This window comes from Lachnoanaerobaculum sp. Marseille-Q4761, from assembly GCF_017565785.1.
Classification (GTDB): Bacteria; Bacillota; Clostridia; order Lachnospirales; family Lachnospiraceae; genus Lachnoanaerobaculum.
In genome coordinates this window covers 1,244,292-1,265,978 of the sequence record NZ_JAGEKB010000001.1, presented here as the reverse complement: position 1 = coordinate 1,265,978, position 21,687 = coordinate 1,244,292, and the positions used below count along the sequence as shown (strand labels likewise).

Below are 21,687 nucleotides of genomic sequence, written 5' to 3'. Positions count from 1 at the left end.
CTAATATTCAAGACCTTCACTTCTATTGATTTTATTAAAAACAATGGTAAACAAAAGAGAAAATACCAGCATTGTAATAGCGATGGCTGTACCCTCACCCAGCTTATTGTCGGTAAAGGCTCTCTCATACATACGTATGGCAAGATAAGAGGATTTTACCCCGGGACCTCCTCCTGTCATAACATAAGCTTGGTCAAATGCCTTAACGCTTCCTGTAAAGCACAACACCACACACACTCCAATGAGATTTTTCAGCATGGGAATTACAATTTTCAAAAAAATCTGGAAAGAATTGGCTCCATCCATTCTGGCACTTTCCAAAATATCTTCTGGGATGGACTGTACCCCTGCTAAAAAGATAATGATATAGTGGCCAATATACTGCCAAATCATAGGAAACATAACTGCATAAAGCACAGTACCGGAATCCGAGAGCCAGTTTCTTGTGAGACCATGTAGCCCCAGGTTTTTTAACATCAGATTAAAAGGTCCAAAATCCCCATTTAAAAATATCAAAAACATTGTGCCGATGGCAGTAGGTGAAATCACTGCCGGTAGGAAGTAAATAGAGCGAAACAATCTGTAAAACATTTTGGTACGACTTAATAAATAGGCAAAAATCAGTCCTAAAGGCAATTGCAATGCCAAGGAAAACAGAATGCACTGCACAGTATTCCCAAAGCAGATCCAGTAATCTTTATTTTTAAAAATCCTTTGAAAATTTCTCAGTCCGATAAATTCCGGCATTCCTGCCCCTGACCACTTAGTTAGGGAATAGTATATTGACATGGCAATGGGCAAAATCACAAAACCCAAGTATAATACCATTGCAGGGGAAAGAAAGACGGCGGATATCAATGTATTTCTTTTTTTTGTCTGTGTAGCATACATAATCGGCCCATCTCCCCTTACCTGTCTTCTTTTGCCTCATCTAATGCTTTTTGACAGCCTTCACTAAACTCTTCCGGTGACATGGAACCTGCAAACAGCTCATCCAGCTTTTCCATGAAATAGCTAAAAGGCTCTCCATCCGGATATGCCAACCAGTGGCAGGACATTTTCTCCTTTCCCTTAGCGTTTTCAATCACTGAAAATAAAACAGGCATTTGTGCTTTGTTTGGATCAATTGTAATATTCTTGGCATTTAATGTGCCGGTTTCATAAAACATAGTTTCCACCCATTCATTGGAGGTAAACATATCTCCCAGCTCAATGAGAGCTTTTCTCTTTGCAGGATCTGCAAATGATTTAGCATTAAATACCAAACCATAGGTACTGTTGCTGCTGACAAAGCTTGCAGGATCCACTGTACTGCCCGGCATCTTCGGGGCATTGATCTGCACTGTTTTTGCCTCGGTTTCCGGGCTTAAGGCTTTAAGCTGCCAGGTCATAGTGTATACCATAGCGGCCTTTCCCTCATCATACAAAGCAAAGCTTGGTCCCCAGTCCCCATTTGCCACCGTATCTGCCGGAAATACATTGTTCTTTTTCATATCTGAAATCAGTTCTGCCACCTTGCGGAAGTTTTCATTGTCCACTTTCCAGTCATTGGTCAACTCCGAAAATTTTTCTTCTGCCCCGGCATATTGGCAGAACAGTTCGCTGAAGAAAAAATGAGCGGGATTTCCGGCCTTTGAGCCCATAGCCAAAGGTACAATGCCGTTTTCATTAAACACCTTGGAAACTTCCAGCAGTTCCTCATAGGTAGTGGGATACTCCAAATTGTACTTTTCAAATAATTCTTTATTACAGAACCAAAATCCTACGTATGACTCAGTCGGAATCCCGTAAATCTTTCCGTTAAACCTGAATGAATCAAACATTGCGTCAGGATAATCACTTTGGTTTACTTTTTCCGACTCTTTAAAGTACTCTCCCACATCTGCCAAAAGTCCTGATTTGATTAAATTACCGCTGTCTGCCATAGAACCCCAGTACATCCAGGCATCCGGCAGATTATCTCCCGCAATATCCACCTTTATTTTTGTTAGCATCTCATCACCTGCCACAACCTCTTCCACCAGATTTATACTGTCCTTATGAGACTGAGCAAAATCTGTCACAAACTTTGCTCCCACCGCGGTATCCCCGGATGGAGACCAACCATGTGCGAAACGAATAGTTACAGGCTGACTGCTCCCGGCTGCTCCCTCGCCACCGGCTCCTGTTGCAGAACTTCCATTTGTTTTAGCACCACAAGCTGCTCCAAGCATTGCAAAGCATAATGTAAAGGTTAAAAAGATATTTCTTTTTTTTATCTGTAAAGCCATAAATCTCCTCCTTTAGGGAATTAACAAAACACGCAATCCCTCTTGATTTTTTGTAACTTCAAATCCCTTTTCCCACTCCTCTAATGGAAAAGTATGTGAAATAATTTCCTGTACATGCACTTTTTTTCTATCTAAAAGATCAATACACCGCATCCATGTTTCTCTGTCAAAGGCAATGCTTCCGATAATTTTCTGGCTGTGATATACCACCCGCCCCAAATCTATCTGAGGATGCTTTCCAAACACTCCCACTTGTGTGAGCTGTCCCGCAGTCTTTAAAAGTGCCAATCCTGTATCCAGTCCGGCTTGACTGCCTGTACATTCAATCACAGTATCTACCCCACGTCCCTGTGTCAAATTCATAACAAGTTCCTGAAGATTTTCTCTTTTTACATCCAAAGTATAGTCACAGCCCAACTCCTTTGCGAGTTGCATCCTGCCTCCATCCTTTGTAATTCCTGTTAGAACCGTTATAGCTCCGGAAAGCTTTGCTATCTGCATTGCAAACAGACCTATAGCTCCCGGACCTTCGATTAAAACTACATCTCCGGGCAAAATTTTGGATTTGTTTACAATGCTGTTGGCTGCAGAGCATAGTGGCTCCAAAAGAGCCGCCTCCTCAAAGGAAATAGAATCAGGGATGGGAAATATCCAGTCATCAAAAGCTTTTACGCAATATTTTCCGAATCCCCCTTCCATACAGGATGCCACCCTGTCACCCGGCTTAAAGCCCGTCACCTCTGCTCCTACCTCACGGATTATCCCGGAAAATTCATGCCCCAAAACTTTTCCCACATCCCAGGGATAACTTCCCTCCAGAATGTGCAGGTCTGTAGCACAAACAGCACAGGCTTTAACCTCAATTTTAACCTCTTTTTTTCCGCAAACAGGTTCAGGGATTTCCCTAAGTGCCACCTCTCCGGCTGCCTGTCCATATTTTACAATCGCCTTCATACTCCTCCTTTTACTTGCGCAGCACAGCCTCAAATGAAGCCTCAAGCATATCCATGGCAGTATTTGCTTCCTCTAAGGTAATTACAATAGGTGGCTTTAATTTAATTACATTTTCAGCCAACTGATAAAACAGTCCCTGCTTAATGGCTGCCTGAAAAAGTTCTTGCATGGTTTCATTGGAAAGAGGCTCCTTACTCTCAGGGTTCTTTACCATCTCCACACCGATAGCCAGTCCCGGACCGCGAATATCTCCAATTTCCGGGTACCTTTCCTGCATAATTTTCAGTCTGTCTTTAATAGCGGCGCCCACCGTCTCCACATTTTCTAAAAGATGATCACGCTCAATTATCTCAATGGTTTTTAAGGCAGCCGCATAGGCGATGTGGTTGTTTTGGAAAGTCTGCATATCCTCCATAAGGTTTTCAAATCCTCGAAGTCTTTTGTGGATCAAAATACCGGCTGCAGGGATGCCTCCCCCAAGTCCCTTGGCAAAGGTGATAATATCCGGCTCCACATCATAGTACTGAGCCGCAAAGAAACGATTTGTGCGACAATATGTTTGAAATTCATCAAAAATCAGTAATGTTCCCATCTCATCACAGATCTTACGTAGCTTTTGCAGATATAATTTAGAAAATTCAATCTGTCCTCCTGCAGACTGTACCGGCTCCACAATCACTCCTGCGGTTGGTCCCGGCACTCCATTGAGAATAGTGTCTCTTACCATATTTGCATAGTACTCTGCCATTTCTTCTTCGCTACCTGAAAATGGAGAGCGATATGGATAGGGACGAGGCACACGAATGCAATTATTGGAAAGTACCCCTGCAAAATGAAACAATTCCGGATTGGCTTCCCCCCACTCATGCAACCTGCTTGTTAGGAATGTGGCATTGGCTGCACCAAAAGTGGTACCATGATATCCTCCCTGAAGGCTGACAAAATTTCTGGAACCCGGCACATTTTTTAAAGCGATCTTCATAGCAGATTCAATGGCAGGACCTCCTCCTACGGTAAATGACATGCGATCCAGATTCTCAGGAGCAATCTGAGCGATTTTATGACACAGACTGTAACGAAGATCTGTTTGATGTAAAGGAGCTACAATTGTAAGCCCCTTTGCCTGCTCATAAATCACCTCGGCTATTTCCTCATTTCCAAATCCCAAAATACAGGCAAACATTTCCGAGGTAAAATCCATGTACCTCCTGCCGTCCTGATCTTCCAGATAAATCCCCTTAGCTCCCTTTAACGGAAATCCTCCTTGCTTACGGTAAGCCGGCATCAAATACTTAGCATATTCTTCCCTTTGTGCAGGCGTCAAATTCCATGCTCTTTCTAAAGTTTTATCCATACATCCTCCTGTTAATATTAATTTTCTATAAAAACATTACGAACTGCGTCGTATTCTTTTAAAAGTCAATTTCCTGCCTTAAAGCCTCCATGGCCTTTTCCCATTTTTCTAATACCTTATCCTCAAACTGCTCCTCAAGCGGCTTATCAAAGGTACCGATTTTATCCTGATGTTCAATAAAAGCTCTTGCAGCATCCTCCATGGAATACTCCCATACAAAATCCGGAAATTCCTGTTTAAATTTGTCCACGGAAAAGTAAATATTATGGATAGACAAATCCTTTAAAATACTGTCTTCCACCTCTTTTCTCTCCAAACTGTACATAAAATCCGTTGGAATGTGCACGATTTTTACAGGCATTCCCAAAACATTGGCAAAGGCCTTAATATATTCATCTTGGGTATTCAATCTATCATGTCCGCATGTATAATCCTGATCTTTACAATTATCATTTTCTGCAATACGGGCAATCATCAACCCCGTATTATAGGCTGATCCGGTTTGCAAAAGGGCATTTCCGTCTCCCGGAACATACACCGGCTTACCCTCTCGTATTCTTGCCACAATATGTTTACCCCTGTTTCTCTCAAAAGCAGACAGTGCAAAGGTTTTTCCCATTGAATAGGCAGGTCTGGCAATTGTTAATGAGGTGGATGTATCGGCAAATCCCTCCTTAAAAATCTGTTCACATTCTTTTTTGTTCTTTGCATACAGACAGTTCGGTTCTCCCCAAGGATCCGACTCTCGCATTGGAAGACGATTTAGAGGATATCCGTACACATCCACCGTGCTCACAAAGATATATCTGGCACAGCGCATCTGTTTTACCGCCTCCACAGCCACTTTGGCTTGAAATGGCTCAAAGCAACAAAAATCAATGATAACCTCAGGATCAAATTCCCTGTATACCCTCATCAAATCCTCTATATCATTTCGGTCTCCTCTAAAAACGGAAATCTTTCCATCCAATCCTAAAAGGTCGGTGGTAGCATGGGTCAATACACCCACAGGTACTTTTTTTTCTAAAAAATAACGAATGGTAGATTCGGAGATATTCCCCGGTCCCCCTAAAATTAATACATTTTTCATATTCTCCTCTACTTATGCCTTTCCGGCACTTTTACAAATCTCCATAATATTTAGAATCTCTTTTTTAAAATAGGCAATGGTAGCACCACAGATTTCATGATACACCGGCTGACTGTTTCTTTTTTTTGCAAGTTCTTCCAAACTCCTCCACAATCCTAAAGTAATATTTGTATAAAAGTGAATATTACTGATTCCTGCCTCAATACTTTTTTTATACTGTTCTTTTGTAAGACCTGAACCTCCATGCATAGTCAAAGGGACTTCCGTCATCCCCGCTATTTTTTCCACCAATGCATAGTTTAGTTTTGCTTCTCCCCTATACCTTCCATGAACATTACCAAAGGAAATAGCAAGGGAATCCACCTGACTTTGTTGAATAAACTCAAGCACAATGTCAGGATCCGTTTCCCGACTTTCTTCGCTCTCAATATCACAAAGAGCGGAACCTCCCACATAGCCCAGCTCAGCCTCCACATCGCAACCAAAAGCATGAGCCATTTTTACAATTTCCTTTGTTTTTTGTATATTTTCCTCAACAGGTAAATGGGAGCCGTCAAACATCACAGACTGCATTCCGAGAGAAATGGCTCTTGCCAATATTTCATACCCTGTTCCATGCTCCAGTTGAATGGACACTGGCACAGTAGCTCTATCTGCAGCTTCTCGTAACATAGGCACTGCATACTCCAGTGGAATCATGGCAAATACCTCCGGAGCAAATCCCAAAGCCAAGGGTGAGCCACACTCTTTAGCAGCCTCTATGGCAGCCAGTGTCATTTCAAAATTTGCCCCAAGGAAATGTGGCACCGCATATCCCTTTTTCCTAGCCTCCTTTTGCATTACTGCAAGTGGCACTATCATAGTTTTTCTCCTTTCACAATCCTTGCTAAAATAGAAAAATCGTCCTTAACATCACGGTAGAGCTTTTCAAACAACCTGTAGTACTCCATATAAATTTGGTGATTCTTTTCATTCGGTTCAAGGGGATCAATGTAGTTTGCCTTATCTTTAGCAATCTGATAATCTGGAAATACACCTGCTGCCACCCCCGCAAGAATTGCATCACCGTAAGGAGCTCCCACCCGGTTTTCTACCATGGCGGTTGGAACTGCAAACATATCAGTGATTATTTTTCTCCATAGTCTGCTGGATGCTCCTCCCTCATTAAAAACAATGCAATTTCCCATGGTTTTTCCCGATTCCTTCATTAAAAGAAAAGATGAGTACAAAGCATAGGCCACACCCTCCATCATAGCCCTTATCATATGCCCCTTGGTATGGTGAAAAGACATACCGAATACTACCCCTCTGGCCTCACTGTTCCATAATGGGGTTCGTTCTCCCATAAGATATGGAAGTATGAGTAGCCCCTCGCTACCCGGTGAAATTCTTTCTCCTTCCATATCCATCATTGTGTAAGCACTCATTCCTGTGAGTTTTTCCAATGATTTTTCCGCATCCCCGAAGAAATCTCGCAGATAACGAATGGCTCCTCCACCTGTGGTAGTGGTTGGAATGGTAATATAAGTATTATTGGAATTTGCTGTAAAGGCACAGGCCAGCATTGTGTCCAGAAAGTTACTGTCCTTGTGAATAACTCCAAAATTACCGCAAGTTCCCAAATTCATATTTATATCTCCCTCTCTGAAAAGTCCCGCTCCAATACAGCCGGCATTAAAATCGCATTGTCCGGCACTAACCAAAGTTCCCGGTGATAAACCTGTGTCCTTGGCTGCTGTTTTATTCACCTCTCCCACAATATCCTCACAGCCATAGATTTCCGGCATCCAATCCGGATTAATACCCAGATTTAACAGTAGTGTCTTATCAAAACTGTTTTTTCTAATATTGTATCCACCTAAAAATACTCCACAGGAATGATTTGTTGTATGACTTCCACACAACTTATAACGGATATATCCGTCAATAGTATTTACTTTTTTAATTCGGGCGAAATCCTCAGGACGGTTTTTCTTTTCCCACAGAAGGTTTACGATGGAAGGATGATCCTCCAGTCGATTGCCCGAAAGGGCAAATATCTTCTCTTTTCCGGGATTTTCCATCAATTCCTTTGCTTCTCTCCATGCCCTTTTATCCATAAGATTATAAGCTTTTTGAATAGGTGCTCCCTTTTCATCAAGCATCACCAAACAGGGTAGGGCAGAGGAGACAGCAATTGACACAATCTCGTTTGGAACTACTTTTGCCTTTTGAATACATTCTTTTAACAATTCACAAGCTGCTTCCCAATAACCCAAGGGGTCATGCTCCGACCAGCCGGGATGCTCCACTATTATAGGATACTCACGATAGGCGTAGGAGAGAACCCTTGCCTCCTCATCAATGATACAAGCCTTGGCACCTCCGGTGCCATAATCAAGTCCTGCCAGATATTTTGCCATACTTCCTCCTTATATTGCTGTAAGTTTCACCGCCTTCCACCTGGCAGGAACAAACGCTGTTTGTTTATGAATTTCATACTCCTGTATTTTTTTACAATTCCAGACATCAAACACTTCCACACGATAGTTATAAAAGCCGGTTTTGGCATTCCCCGGATAAATTCTTTTACGGGGCATATCTGTACTGAAAAACAAAAGGTACTCCATATCTTCTTTTGAAATCGAAAAGTAATTTATACCGTCGGTGTTTCTCCAATCCGGCTTCATCTCCTGAAAAGAGCATCCCAAAGCAATCTCTTTTAAAAATCGAATTCTCTTTGCACTCTCCCCGGTAATCTCCCCCCCATAGGTCCAGAAAATATCACGATTATTCTTTATTTTAATAGCCTCCCCATGAGTAGCATATCCACCTGCCATAAAGGACAGCCAGTGTGAAAAAACCACTTCTTCCGGGGTACTGTTGCCCCACTCATACTTTACATTCCCCTCATATTGGTATTCATCATTCACCACCGGCTTTTGATAACGCCTTTTCAGATCAATCAAAAGTTGATAGGTATTCGGATGCTGATAAGATACATGTGTCATCCAGCTACGATTGGGATAAATCTCACCCGAAGGATAATTGTGAATTGACCGTGGATGCTGATAAGGATCATTAGCCTTAATGTATTCCCCTATTACATCCCAATTTCTTCGATTTACTCTGGTGCGTACCATACTTCCCCCGTTACTGTCTGCTTCCACAGATACATCATACTCATTTGCCAAGGACCACCACACATTCCTAAAGGCACTAAAGCGACGAATCACATACTGCAAATAGAAAAGAGCCTGTTCTTCGTCCATTCGGTCAATACCAAAATGTCCGAAATCATAAAAATGAAACAAAATCACATCCGCTTCTATTCCACGTTTTTTAAGATCTAAAAGGCAGCGTTCATAGTTTTGAAAATAGGCGGGAATAAAACGCTCAAAATCAAAATTTCCCGGTTTTCCTTCAAAAGGGTAACATTCAGGCTCATAAGAAATGTCCACATCTCCATCCTCTCCCTGATAATATTTCGGAGTTAACAACATTCGGATTTTGTTGAATTTGTACTTCTCAAAAGATTCCAGGGTTTTTGTCCTTATGTCATAAGGTCTGTAGGTCCAACCGTAAGCTGTGGTTCCCAGTACAAAAAATGGTGTACCGTCAGCATATGAAAAATGTAGGATTTCATTCGGATATACCGGCCCATGATTATTTTCACCTGCCGGCAAAGAGATGAAGCTTCCGCCATGTTCATTCATATTCGGATCATTGGAAAAAATATGAAATGCATATTCACCTGTTTCCTGTGGCATAAAGCGAATCTTCCATCTTCCTTCCCCATCATAAAATCCCCACACCTTTTCACATGTTTCCTTACTTTTAAACTCTCCCCAAAGAGATACCTGACGGAAAGGATTTTCGTATTTAATATGAGAATACAATGTGATTTCAAAAATATCCCATTTTTCTACACTTTTCGGATACTGTATAACCTGTGTTTTTTCTGATATTTCTTTCGCTTTCCACATTTTATTCATGGTGATATACCTCCCATCCCATATATTTTTCAAAGGCCTCTTTTAAAATTCCTGATGTGTGGGAGCGATTCATAGCCACATGATGCTCAAATCCATTTTGACAAATATACTTCATAAGCTTTTGCATACCCTTTATTTCCACTACCCCCGGACCTCCCGGAGTGGAAATATCTTCATGTACAAATTCTCCCTCTCCTACATAGGCTTTAATTCTTCCATCAAAATCATCTGTACTGATTTTTGCAAAGGTGAATGCCCCCGGTACAATAACCCCCTTACATGCTCCAAAACAGTTTTCCTCACCCAAAGCCAATGAAAGTATGTCCAAATTACCGATTTCAGGTTTCATACCCAAAAAGCTTTTTGGATAGTTAGCACAGTGAATCATCATGCACCGATCTCTATTGTCTGCAAACCCGTTGTTCCAGTCCAGATATCCTGAAGGCTTTCCTGAAGCCAGATTGAGAGCCGCCATACTAACCGCACCCATAATGTCCATTTCACAGGCACTAGGCATTCCCATCTCTCCCATCATGCTCATGGCAAGACAGGATGCAATTCCATAATTTTTTTCCAAAGAGTCCCAGCACTGAATGGCACTGGACTGACAATCATTCTCTTCCAGCCAATCCTTCACTGCCAAAAAAAAGCCCGCCTGTTTTCGTAACTTTTCCTCACTGACTTCAAAAGCTATATTTCCATAGAGGCGGATACTCTCCATAACATCCCTAACACGGGAATCCTTCATTTTTTCCCCGGCTAAAGCCAAAATAACCGATAAATCTGTGGTTTCCACCGTAATCCCCGCTTCCTGCAAAAGCTTTTCCGAATATCTGACTGTACGAAAGGCTGACGGTCTGGCTCCGATAGCTCCAACTCTCAGATTTTTTAACCCCCGCACTACTTTGCAGATTCCGGCAAAATTCTCCACATCCAGCGTAAATTCCCTACTGTCAATGCTGCAGGTATGGTAAGTTGTATCTGTAAATGGAATTCGGTTCTGGTAAAGATTATTGCATACGGATAATTTGCCACAAAAAGAGTCCCTGCGGTGTGAAAGATCCAACTTATCTTTCTCATCGTCACAGGCTTGTACCAGTACAGGTACCCTAAGCCCTGAGCGAACTATGGCCTCCGTCACCGCCGCCTCATCCCCGAAATTAGGTAAAACAATTATAATACCGTCAATTTCCTCCCGATGTTTTGCAAAAAGTTCTGCACATTTTTTTGCATCTTGGTAGGTTTCAACCACACCCAAGGGAGTTTCTGTCGGAGATAAAATAATGCAGCCAAAACCCATTTCCTTCATTTTTTCCAAAATGGCTTCCCTTCCTTTTTTTGCCAGTTCCATAGGGAAGAAATTCCTACTGCTTACAATAATGCCAAATTGAATCCCTGATCTTTCCTTTTTCATATTTCCTCCTATAAATGAGCACGTCCAAAATGAAAAATGAGGCAAATTTGTCTAAGTACTTATGCCCTATTTCTATATTATTTACTTTAATTTTTTTCTATCTTATTTACAATAGAACATTCTTTAGATTATTTGTACTTTTTTATGCTTTTAAACTCAATTTAATTAAATATCTTTTAGTCAGGTTCTGCTCTGTAGTAGAGATTTGTATTAACATTTGCATAAATTTAAAAATGTCCTCGATATTCATATTTAAAAGAATATCGGGGACATGAACTTAATTTCCCTTATATTTCCTTTTTCTCTCCCTCTTTGTATTCCAGTGGAGATTTTCCAAAATATTTTTTAAATACCCGATTAAAATAGCTTACATCTCGAAAACCCAGCATATGAGAGACTTCAACTGCCCTTAATCCCCCTTCACATAGAAGCCTTCCCGCTTTCTCCATCCTAAGACCATTGGTATATACCACAAAACTTTGCCCCATCTCCTTTTTAAATAATGCTGAAAAATAAGTAGGATGCATAAAAACCACCCCGGCTACCTCCTCCAAAGTGATATCCCTGCAGTAATTCTCTCGGATGTATTCAATTGCTCTTTGAATGGGTTCCTTCTGATTACCCGTATCCCTTGGAGTCTCCAAATAACTTTGAAGCTTTTTTAACTCTGCATTTATTCTCTTTTGATGCAGAAGTTCTTTTTGTTTAGTCTCCAAAATCCTCTGTACCTTTTTAAGAGCCTCCTCCAACAAATCCTCCTCCAAAGGCTTTAATAAATACGCAGCAACTCCTCTGTGCAATGCCTCCTGTGCATAGGAAAAATAGCTATAACCACTGATAATAATAGATTGCATATCCGGCAAACTTTGCTTAATCCTCCCTATCATCTCCAGTCCTTCCATCCCCGGCATACGTATGTCTGCAAAAAGGATCTCCGGCTTTAGTTTTTCACAAAGAGCAATACCGCTCAGGGCATCATTAGCCTCCCCCACAATTTCTACCTTATGCTTACTTTTTTCCACCAAATAGCGAATCAAATAACGTATATCCTCCTCATCATCCACAATAACAGCTTTAAACATCTTCCCTCCTTTCTGCAAATATACTGCCGGTCTTCATTTCCTTCCGTCTGTTTTCTTCACTGTACATTACCGATGGAATATCAAAGGAAACCCTGGTTCCCTGTCCGTATACACTTTCTATATGCAATCCCCTTTCTCTGCCATAGTAAAGCTTCAGCCTTGAATGCACATTTTTCATACCTATGCTCTCTCCCAAATGCTCACCCTGACACTCATGCAACTGTTTTTGTAAACTGCGCAATACCTCCGGCTTCATTCCCATACCATTATCTTCCACAGCAATTTCCACTCCTTTAAGTGATTTGTGACAAACTATGGAAATTTTCCCACCTTCTCTTTTTTGATCAATACCATGATAAATAGCGTTTTCCACCAGAGGTTGTACCAAAATCTTAATGATGCAGTTATCCAACAATTCATCATCCACATAAAAATATACCTGCAATCGGTTTTTATAACGTATTTTTTGAATATTAATATAGCTTTTTACATGTGCCAGCTCCTCTCTTAAGGTTACCACCTCATCTCGGCTGTTGATACAATAGCGGAAAATCAAAGCCATAGACTTGGCTATATCGGCAATACTTTCCACACCGTTTCGAAGAGCCAGACTGCGAATAGTTTCCAGAGTATTATAAAGAAAATGAGGATTAATCTGGGCCTGTAGTTCCCTAAGCCTTGCATTAGCACTTTCATGTTCCTTAATCCTTAAGTCCTCCATTAAGTGCCTGATACGCCGGGACATCTTGTTAAACCCTCCGGATAAAGCCAAAATATCTCTATTCCCCTCCTCTTTTGCCCGAACATGAAAATCACCTCTTGAAAACTCTTCCATATGTGTCAAAAGCCTTTGCATGGGGCGGGTTATTCTTCTGGCCAACAAATAGGAAAGTACAGCTGAAAAAAGCAATGTTAAAAGGGTAATCCCCACAAAGGTTCCTCCTGCTATTAAAAACCGACTCCTGAAATTTTCCTTAGAAACCACAGCCTCAAGCTTCCAATCATAACTTTCCACTCCATATCGGTACAAAGAAAATTCTTTCAAAAATCCGCCTTGCTCTACACCGGTTTCACTATCCAGACATTTTACAACTTTTTTTATATCCTCCTGTGTATAGTTTCCTTCCCCACAGGCACTTTCCAAAAGCTCTCCGTCACTGCTGCGTAAAAGTATCAAATGATCATCATCAAATGTATGACTGCCAAGAGTCTCCTCCAGTAGACGAACATCCAAATCCACCATAATAACACCAATTATAGTTTTGGCGTCATTTGGACTGATAATCTTTTTGACCAAGGAAATCACCTCAGGTCCCTCACCAAAAAACACCTGATAGTCCGCCTTATGTCGCTGTACCGTAACCGTATTTTCCCCCGATAAAAACACCTCCTGATACCATGGCTTTTGTACCAGAATCTCCTTGGAAAAAAAGCTGCCGGATGTATAGGAGCCTCCATCATATACCATGAAAATATTGCTGATGATGGGACTGGTTCTACGTATGTTTCTTAATACATTTTCAATATTCTGTGAATACAGTGCATTTTTTTGCCCTCTGCTTCCTGTACCCTTTTGAAATAATTCCTGTTCTATTACCATGCCTGTAAGAATACGCTGAGCCGTTTGAATATTCTCACCATAGCTGTCCAGGGTTTTTCCTATTTGCTTTAGGTTTTGCTCTTGGTAAAAATCAATTTGCCTACTAATATATTGACCTAAAGTATTAAAGCAATACACCCCCAACACCAGGCTGGAAAAAGTGATAACCAAAAGAAAAGAACATGTAATCTCAAATAATGTAGTTTTATTTTTATGCATTTTTATCTACTACCCCTCCTTATTCAATATTTTATAATTTAAAAATATCATATTTTTTATAAAATTTATACTAAAATTCGAGTTATTCATGGCATAATATTTAAATTAAAATTAATTTAAATATATTTATTGTGTGACCCCTAGCCACTTTCACGACTTTGTCGTAAATAATTCATTTTAAATTATTTTTTCAATGTGTTTACTTATTCCTACTATTTTAGTATAGTTTAATAAGAGGAATTTCAATACGTACAATGTTTTTCTTACTACTAAATTATATGTAGGGAGGTATGTATTTGAAAACTATGGGTGAAAAACTTATATTTATCCTAGATTATTCATGGCAACATCATGAACGTGGCTGAAAGCCATATAATTACTATATTTTAACAAAATATTGCTTTCACCTAGTAAGTGAATAAAAAAAGAGCGTCCATTTGTGGTAAAATTAAGGTGCTAAAACTCAATATAATCACACAAAGGAGCCCTTTATGAGTATTGTAAACACCTTATCACTTGAAAGCAATAGAAAAATTAAAATTAATTTCGATGGAGGAGATTTATCCTCCGATGCAGGCTTACTTCTTATAAAAGAATTCGTAAGTAAACTTGGCATTGACAAACTTTTCTGTAAATCATTTAAGACCAATGATTCTGCATTATTCCGTTATCACACTGATAAAGAAAACCTTCTTCAGATGATATATATGATCATTGCAGGCTATTTTGAAGATGATTCTTCAGATGAACTTACAAATGATCCTGTGTTTAAAGCAGTGCTAAATAAAGACACTTTAGCATCACAACCAACCATTTCAAGATTTCATAATCGAATGGATGAGGATTCGCTGAAACGGTTCCTTTCAATAAATCAAATTCTTCGAAAGAAAGTTTATAGCATTCAGATGCCGGAAGCTATCATTTTGGATTTGGACTCAACACTTCTTAATGCCTATGGCAAACAGGAAGGCAGAGCATTTAACTTCCACTATCAAAATAACGGTTACCATCCACTTGTTTGCTATGATGGAATCACAGGAGATTTGATTAAAATTCAGCTTCGTGACGGGACTCAGTATTCAAGCACAGGAGTTGTGGACTTTCTGCAGCCTATACTTGATGAATATCTTGAAGGTTTTCCGGAAATTAAACTTCTCCTTCGTGGAGATAGTGGCTTTGCAACACCCGGTTTATATAAACAGTGTGAAGAAAACGGTACCGGCTATGTAATTCGTTTGAAAGAAAATGCTATACTTCGTGATAAGGCATCATATCTTGTAGATGAACTTGATGAAATCACAAAAAACAACAAAGTAGATTATGCTGTGGTTTATGGTGACTTCATGTATCAGGCAGGTCCTTGGCCTTATGAAAGACGTGTTGTCTGTAAAGTTGAAAAGCCTGAAAACCAAATGACTTACATGTATACATTCATTGTTACAAACATGGAGTCATCCCCTGAATATCTTATCAAGTTCTATTGCAAAAGAGGCTTGATGGAAAACTTCATAAAGGAAAGTAAAACAGGTTTTGACTTTGCCTCTGTCAGCAGTCATACAAGGATTGTAAATGCCAACAGGCTTCAAATACATGCACTTGCTTATAATATATTTAATTGGTTTAGACGATTGGCATTATCTGCAAATATGCGAAAACAACGCATTGATACTGTCCGTCTAAAACTGCTAAAGATTGCTGCAAAAGTAATTCGTTCAGCAAGATATATGACATTCAAGCTGTGTAGCAGTTGCCCATATAAGGATGAGTTCTATGAGACTATATCCAATATCAGCAAGCTATGTATACAGCTTGAATAACAACTAATAATGAACCTTGAGAGCTTAATAACTACTCAAAAACACTACCTAGGGGAAGTCTGCCCATTTTTAGATGTATTAAGTCAGTTATAGCGTCATTGGTCAAGTTTAAAGATTTATAGCACGGTAATTAACTAAAATATTGTACCGTGAATAATTCAGGTTTATTATAGGTTTAATTACATTTCCTCTTATAGTAGCAGGAATATGCTTAGGAGTGGGAAGATTTTCTCTAAGTCTTTTTGACGGTATCAAAATCCTTTATTCCATTATCACAAACGGAAAGGAATCCGTTGCGGCAAATGAGTACAGTGTACTTATAAATATGCGTCTGCCAAGAATAATCCTTGCCATGATATGTGGTGGAGGTCTTGCAGTTGCGGGGGTCGGCTTACAGGCTGTCTTCTCCAATCCTTTGGTCTCTCCGGATACCTTGGGAGTAGCATCGGGAGCAAGTTTTGGTGCCGCATTGGCATTGCTTTTTAGATCCAATATGATTACAGTACAATTCAGTGCCTTATGTTTCGGTCTTTTAGCATGTTTCCTGACTTATATTCTTGCTGATATAAGAGGTGCAAAGAAAACAATAATGCTCATCTTATCAGGTCTGGTAATAAGCTCACTATTCCAGGCTATGGTTTCATTGGTCAAATATGTGGCGGATACTGAAGAGATTCTTCCCAGTATCACATATTGGCTGATGGGGAGTTTATACACTTCCAATTATAAAAGTATTATACTTGGTACTCCATCTATATTGATTGCGGTATCAATACTTCTTTTAATACGTTGGAAGATGAATGTGCTTAGTCTTACCGAGGATGAGACTAAGTCTTTGGGTATGAATATACGCTATATGCGTATGACCGTTATTATCTGTTCAGCCATGATCACTTCTTCTGTCGTTTCCATGTGTGGGCAGATAGGCTGGGTAGGACTTTTGATTCCACATATATGCAGAATGCTTTTTGGAAGTGATACATCAAAAGTCATACCGGCATCCATATCCATCGGAGCAACCTTCTTGCTTTTGGTCGATACTTTATCCAGAAGTGTGGCGGTAACGGAGATTCCTGTTTCAATACTTACTGCTGTAATAGGTGCGCCTCTATTTTTATCATTACTTAGAAGGGCAGGAAACAGTTTATGATATTTGAAGCAAAAAACGGAAGTTTTGCTTATAAAAAATCCAAAACTATCCTTGAAAATATTAATTTCAGCATTCAAAGTAATGAAGTATTGGCAATCCTTGGCCCTAATGGAGTAGGTAAAACTACTCTTCTTAAATGTATTACAGGACTTCATCCTTGGACAGGAGGTTTTAGCAGCATAGACGGTAGGGATATATCAACCATGAGTCCCAAAGAATTTTTCTCAAAAGCCTCCTATGTGCCTCAGGCCAAGGCTCCTGCCTTTGCATTTAAAGCCAGAGAGCTTGTAATTCTCGGGCGTTCCGTTCATATCGGGAATTTTTCTAAACCCGGCAAAAAGGATTATGAAATGGTGGATAAAGTAATGGATGAACTTTCCATTTCACATCTGAGCGACAAATACTGTCATCAAATAAGCGGCGGTGAATTGCAAATGCTTTTAATTGCAAGAGCCCTCGTTCAGGAACCGTCAATACTTATTTTAGATGAACCTGAAAGTAATCTTGACTTTAGAAATCAGCTTATCATATTAAAAACAATAAGAAAACTTGCTGATAAAGGTCTGATTTGCATCTTTAACACACACTATCCCTCCCACTCATTTTCTATTGCTGATAAATGTATACTGTTAGGAAAGGATAAAACAAGTATATTCGGCAATATTAAAGATGTGCTTAATCAGGAAAATATTGAGAAAACTTTTAAAGTTCATGTGGATATTGTAAATAACACCACCCCCATTGCAGATTACACTACTGTAACCGCATTGGAGCTTTCAGACTGAGTATGTATTTGAAAAATTATTCATTTACATGGTTTACTATTTTAAGAAAGGAAAGATTTTATGAAAAAAAGTCTGCTTTTATTGGCTGTGGGTTTTATGATGTTTGCCACAACCGCATGCCAATCTTCAAGTAATAACACTAATTCAACTCTCACTTCATCAGAAAGCAAAACCGAGACATTAACTACAAGTGAAACCGAAAGAGTTTCAAAAGAGGTAAATGAGGGCACCCGTATAATTAAAGACCAGCTTGGTTTTGAAGTTGAGCTACCTCCGGCAAAAGATATTAAAAGAATTGCTATACACAGGCTTCTTCCTCTGCCATCAGTATATGCGGTTTATAAGGGAGGAAATGTGGACGGACTTATATCCATGCCACCGGACTCATTATATGCTGCACAAAATTCTATTCTGGCAAAATACGCCCCTGATATATTGAATGTTTCCACAGATTATTACAAGGGTGGTGAGCTAAATATGGAAGAGTTGTTAAAACTTAAGCCCGATGTGGTATTTTATGCAGGTGGAGAGGAAGAAAGACAACAGTTTGTAAATGCCGGAATACCTGCTGTAGGATTTTCCACAGTTACCCCTAACGGACCAAACACTATTGAAACACTTAATTCATGGATAACTCTTATGGAGCAGGTATTTGAAGAAGACAGCAAAGTTACCGGCATAACAGAATATGCCAAGGAAGCCCAGGATGAAATCAACAAAAGACTTGCTAATATTCCTGATGACCAAAGAAAAAAAGTATTGATGATAGGTCATTACAGCAGTACCAACTTTACCTTGGGCGGTTTCAGTGACTACTGGACCTCTGTAACAGGAAGCATACATGTAGGTAAGGGAACTCAGGGAAATGTAAATATGGAACAGGTTTACTCTTGGGCACCTGAAATAATATTTATCTCAACTCTCTCAGACTTCTTCCCCGAAGATTTTTATAATAATACTACCGTCGAAGGTGCCGATTGGAGCGGAGTACCCGCTGTTATAAATAAGCAGGTATATAAATTCCCATTAGGTATGCACCGTTGGTGGCCACCTTCAACAGATGCCCCTCTTTCTCTTTGGTGGATTGCAAAGACAACCTATCCCGAAAATTTTGAAGATATAGACATGGAAGAAAAAATTAAAGAATATTATAAAAAATTCTATGGCATGGACCTTACTACAGAAGATGTTAACTCAATCCTTAATCCTGTAAGGGGTGTTGGTAGAACATATTATTAAAATAATGTGGCTGCAGCAAAATTTGCTACAGCCACTATTTTATCTAAGCATTTACTTTTCCACTAATTTTTTCACCGAATTACCCTCACTGATAGCTACCGGAAATCTGTATGAATAATTATTATTTATCCAATCATTATCATTCAGCATTTTTATAATACTTCTTGCAGCAAGTCTTCCCAGTTTCTCCTTTGGATGTATTCCTGAAATTATCTTAAAATCCCTATCCCCTAAAACGGCATCATCAAACGAAACCATCGACAATTCCTTAAAAAACTTTTCAGATCTCGTTTCCAAAAAATCAGCATACTTATAGGCTATTTCATCATTGTAGGCAATCATAGCACTGCAATGTTTCGTTTTTTTATAAAAAGAATTCAAGCTTGACTTTGAAAATTTATAATCAAAATCCTTTGTGGAATACCATCTTATGAAATCATCATTGATAATAATATCATGTTCGGTCATACACTCCATAAAGCCTCTATATCTTTCTATTCCCTGTATATCATCATATTTAAAAATACCGCAGATATTTCTATGCCCGTTATCTATCAGTAATTTTGTAAGTTCATAGCTGCACTTTGCATCACTCATCTCTATACTGTCAAAGTCCATATTTGAATAGTGATTATGAATAAATATAATCGGAATATTTTTCTCAATCAAATTTTCATACAGCTTTACATTCGGGTTTGGAAACGAGCTTTTTGTCCCCTCAACTATTATTCCCGATATATTCATATTCCTGAATTTCTCAAGATAATATGCTTCCTCATTTAAATTGTTTTTGGTAACAGCCAATTCTATTTGTATATTCTCCTCATCCATAATCGACTTTATACCGTCATATAATCTCGGAAAAAAATAGTCTGAAAGATAACTGAGTATCAACCCGACTTTCTTTTTGGAAGTTTCCTCGATTTTAAAAGAAACATAGGTTCCACTCCCTCTAATCCTCTCTATCAAACCCTCTTTTTCCAAGTTTTCCAATGCACCCCTGACAGTTTCTCTGGAAAACCCGAACTTTCTTGTAAGAATATTTTCACTCGGAAATTTGGCGCCATATTTTAAAACACCGCTTATAATAATAGTCTTTCCCCAATTATATATTTTCATATACTTGAGGCCCGCTCTTTTATCACTCAGCAAATTTCTCTACACTTAACCTTTCAATATCCACAGCCTTAAGATATCTCTGTGTAAAAAGTTTAAATCCATCCACGTCCTTTTCTTCTGCCATAATTTCACTTCCGGAATTATTTGAAAAAATTCTTTTTTTCAAGAACTCATCCAATCCTTTGTATTCAGTCGCATGCTTTGTAAATAATGCAAGAAGTGCAATTCCCCATGCACCGCCTTCACCTGCCGTTTCAAGTACTTCCACAGGAGCATTTATGGCGGCTGAAAGGTATCTTTGTCCTACTCCCTTTGTTTTAAAGAAGCCTCCATGCCCCATCATTTTCTTGATCTTTACATTCTCTTTCTCTGTCAGAATATCAAGTCCTACCTTAACGGCGGCAAGTGAGCTGTAAAGATGTGCTCTCATAAAATTCGCAAGATTAAAATCACTCTTCGGGCTCCTTAAAAACAAAGGTCTGCCCTCATTCAACTTTGTAATACCCTCACCGGAAAAATATCCGAAAGCCATCAGATTTCCACAGTCGGCACTGCCTTTTAAAGAATTTGTATAAAGCTTTTCATAAAGCTCACCGTCAGATACATTTATACCAAGAAGCTTTGAGAACTCTCTAAACAGTCCCACCCAGGCATTCAAATCGCCCGTACCGTTATTGGCATGTGACATAGCCACCGGATCTCCACTCGGTGTGGTCACCATATCTATCTCCTCATAATAGTTATTAAGCTTCTTATCAAGTACAAGCATTGCAAACATACTTGTACCCGCCGACATATTTCCGGTGCCTTTTGCAATCGAATTGGTCGCTACCATACCTGTGCCTGCATCACCCTCAGGCGGACAAAGTATACTGCCCTCCATCAAATCACCGTCTTTATCCAAAAGATTTGCACCTGATTTTGTAAGCACACCGGCACATTCTCCTGCTACCATGACTTTTGGCAGTATTTCTCTTATCTTCCAAGGATAATTGCGGTCTTTTATTTTTTCTTCGAATATACTAAGCATCTTTTCATCATAGTTATTATCCACCGAATCTATCGGGAAGATACCTGAAGCATCACCTATACCTATATTCTTTTCTCCCGTCAACATATAGTGAATATATGAAGACAAAGTTGTAACAAAATCAATATTTCTTACATGCTCTTCTTTATCAAGAATCCTCTGATATAAATGTGCTATTGTCCATCTGAGAGGTATATTAAATTTAAAATCTTCACTCAGCTCCCCGGCTGCAATTTCAGTATTTGAGTTTCTCCATGTTTGAAACGGAGATAAAAGATTCATATCCTTATCAAAAGCCATATATCCATGCATCATAGCACTGATGCCCATATACTTTACCTGCTTTATGGTTATATCATATTTCTCCTTTATATCGGCTTTCAAACTTTTATAACAGCTTGAAATACCTGAAAGTATCTCATCTATAGGATATGTCCAAATGCCGTCTATAAAGCTGTTTTCCCAATCATGTATACCTGTGCCTAGCACCAGTCCCGAATCATCTGTTAACACAGCCTTTATCCTTGTGGAACCCAGCTCAATACCTAAAAATATATCTCCGCTCTCTATTATCTGTCTAACTTCCATAT

At 39.4% G+C, this 21,687-nt stretch carries 17 protein-coding genes; 4 read left to right on the top strand and 13 right to left on the bottom strand.

What is annotated here, in order from left to right; all coding sequences use genetic code 11:
- The 11 genes from J4O15_RS05850 to J4O15_RS05800 form a co-directional block, all read right to left on the bottom strand.
- On the bottom strand, nucleotides 1-891 hold the full coding sequence (locus tag J4O15_RS05850) for a carbohydrate ABC transporter permease (protein ID WP_208100035.1): 891 nt from the start codon (nucleotides 889-891) through the stop codon (nucleotides 1-3).
- A gap of 17 nt (nucleotides 892-908) precedes the next feature.
- Nucleotides 909-2,270: an ABC transporter substrate-binding protein gene (locus J4O15_RS05845; protein ID WP_208100034.1), complete on the bottom strand. Its 1,362-nt coding sequence runs from the start codon at nucleotides 2,268-2,270 to the stop codon at nucleotides 909-911.
- Nucleotides 2,271-2,282: 12 nt separating this feature from the next.
- On the bottom strand, nucleotides 2,283-3,224 hold the full coding sequence (locus J4O15_RS05840) for a zinc-dependent alcohol dehydrogenase (RefSeq protein ID WP_208100033.1): 942 nt from the start codon (nucleotides 3,222-3,224) through the stop codon (nucleotides 2,283-2,285).
- Between the two features lie 10 nt (nucleotides 3,225-3,234).
- Nucleotides 3,235-4,578, bottom strand: a complete 1,344-nt coding sequence (locus tag J4O15_RS05835; RefSeq protein WP_208100032.1) for an aspartate aminotransferase family protein — start codon at nucleotides 4,576-4,578, stop codon at nucleotides 3,235-3,237.
- 58 nt (nucleotides 4,579-4,636) lie between these two features.
- Nucleotides 4,637-5,668 (bottom strand): NAD-dependent epimerase/dehydratase family protein, encoded by a 1,032-nt coding sequence (locus J4O15_RS05830; protein WP_009219405.1) that lies wholly within the window; start codon nucleotides 5,666-5,668, stop codon nucleotides 4,637-4,639.
- Nucleotides 5,669-5,680: 12 nt separating this feature from the next.
- Complete coding sequence (locus J4O15_RS05825; protein WP_008754020.1) at nucleotides 5,681-6,529, bottom strand: class II fructose-bisphosphate aldolase; 849 nt, start codon at nucleotides 6,527-6,529, stop codon at nucleotides 5,681-5,683.
- On the bottom strand, nucleotides 6,526-8,070 hold the full coding sequence (locus tag J4O15_RS05820) for an FGGY-family carbohydrate kinase (protein WP_208100031.1): 1,545 nt from the start codon (nucleotides 8,068-8,070) through the stop codon (nucleotides 6,526-6,528). The genes J4O15_RS05825 and J4O15_RS05820 overlap by 4 nt, the downstream gene beginning before the upstream one ends.
- 9 nt (nucleotides 8,071-8,079) lie before the next feature.
- Entirely contained in the window at nucleotides 8,080-9,642 is a 1,563-nt protein-coding gene (locus tag J4O15_RS05815) for a DUF5060 domain-containing protein (protein WP_208100030.1), read from the bottom strand.
- Entirely contained in the window at nucleotides 9,635-11,056 is a 1,422-nt protein-coding gene (locus tag J4O15_RS05810) for an L-fucose/L-arabinose isomerase family protein (protein ID WP_208100029.1), read from the bottom strand. Before J4O15_RS05810 ends, J4O15_RS05815 begins: the two co-directional genes overlap by 8 nt.
- 287 nt (nucleotides 11,057-11,343) lie before the next feature.
- Nucleotides 11,344-12,138: a response regulator transcription factor gene (locus J4O15_RS05805; protein WP_208100028.1), complete on the bottom strand. Its 795-nt coding sequence runs from the start codon at nucleotides 12,136-12,138 to the stop codon at nucleotides 11,344-11,346.
- Entirely contained in the window at nucleotides 12,131-13,957 is a 1,827-nt protein-coding gene (locus J4O15_RS05800; RefSeq protein ID WP_208100027.1) for a cache domain-containing sensor histidine kinase, read from the bottom strand. The genes J4O15_RS05805 and J4O15_RS05800 overlap by 8 nt, the downstream gene beginning before the upstream one ends.
- A 491-nt stretch (nucleotides 13,958-14,448) precedes the next feature.
- Between J4O15_RS05800 and J4O15_RS05795 the strand changes: the two genes are divergently transcribed.
- From J4O15_RS05795 to J4O15_RS05780, 4 genes are all read left to right on the top strand, one after another.
- Entirely contained in the window at nucleotides 14,449-15,774 is a 1,326-nt protein-coding gene (locus J4O15_RS05795; protein WP_208099554.1) for an IS1380 family transposase, read from the top strand.
- A 217-nt stretch (nucleotides 15,775-15,991) separates the two neighbouring features.
- Nucleotides 15,992-16,924 carry a FecCD family ABC transporter permease gene (locus J4O15_RS05790; RefSeq protein WP_442911593.1) on the top strand — a complete coding sequence of 311 codons (933 nt, stop codon included), beginning with the start codon at nucleotides 15,992-15,994 and terminating at the stop codon, nucleotides 16,922-16,924.
- Nucleotides 16,921-17,709: an ABC transporter ATP-binding protein gene (locus J4O15_RS05785; protein WP_208100026.1), complete on the top strand. Its 789-nt coding sequence runs from the start codon at nucleotides 16,921-16,923 to the stop codon at nucleotides 17,707-17,709. Before J4O15_RS05790 ends, J4O15_RS05785 begins: the two co-directional genes overlap by 4 nt.
- Nucleotides 17,710-17,769: 60 nt before the next feature.
- Entirely contained in the window at nucleotides 17,770-18,948 is a 1,179-nt protein-coding gene (locus J4O15_RS05780; protein WP_208100025.1) for an ABC transporter substrate-binding protein, read from the top strand.
- 51 nt (nucleotides 18,949-18,999) lie between these two features.
- Here J4O15_RS05780 and J4O15_RS05775 read toward each other — a convergent pair whose 3' ends face one another.
- Both J4O15_RS05775 and J4O15_RS05770 read right to left on the bottom strand, forming a co-directional pair.
- Nucleotides 19,000-20,067 (bottom strand): GntR family transcriptional regulator, encoded by a 1,068-nt coding sequence (locus J4O15_RS05775; protein WP_208100024.1) that lies wholly within the window; start codon nucleotides 20,065-20,067, stop codon nucleotides 19,000-19,002.
- 22 nt (nucleotides 20,068-20,089) lie between these two features.
- Nucleotides 20,090-21,685 carry a xylulokinase gene (locus tag J4O15_RS05770; protein ID WP_208100023.1) on the bottom strand — a complete coding sequence of 532 codons (1,596 nt, stop codon included), beginning with the start codon at nucleotides 21,683-21,685 and terminating at the stop codon, nucleotides 20,090-20,092.
- Between the last annotated feature and the right edge of the window lie 2 nt (nucleotides 21,686-21,687).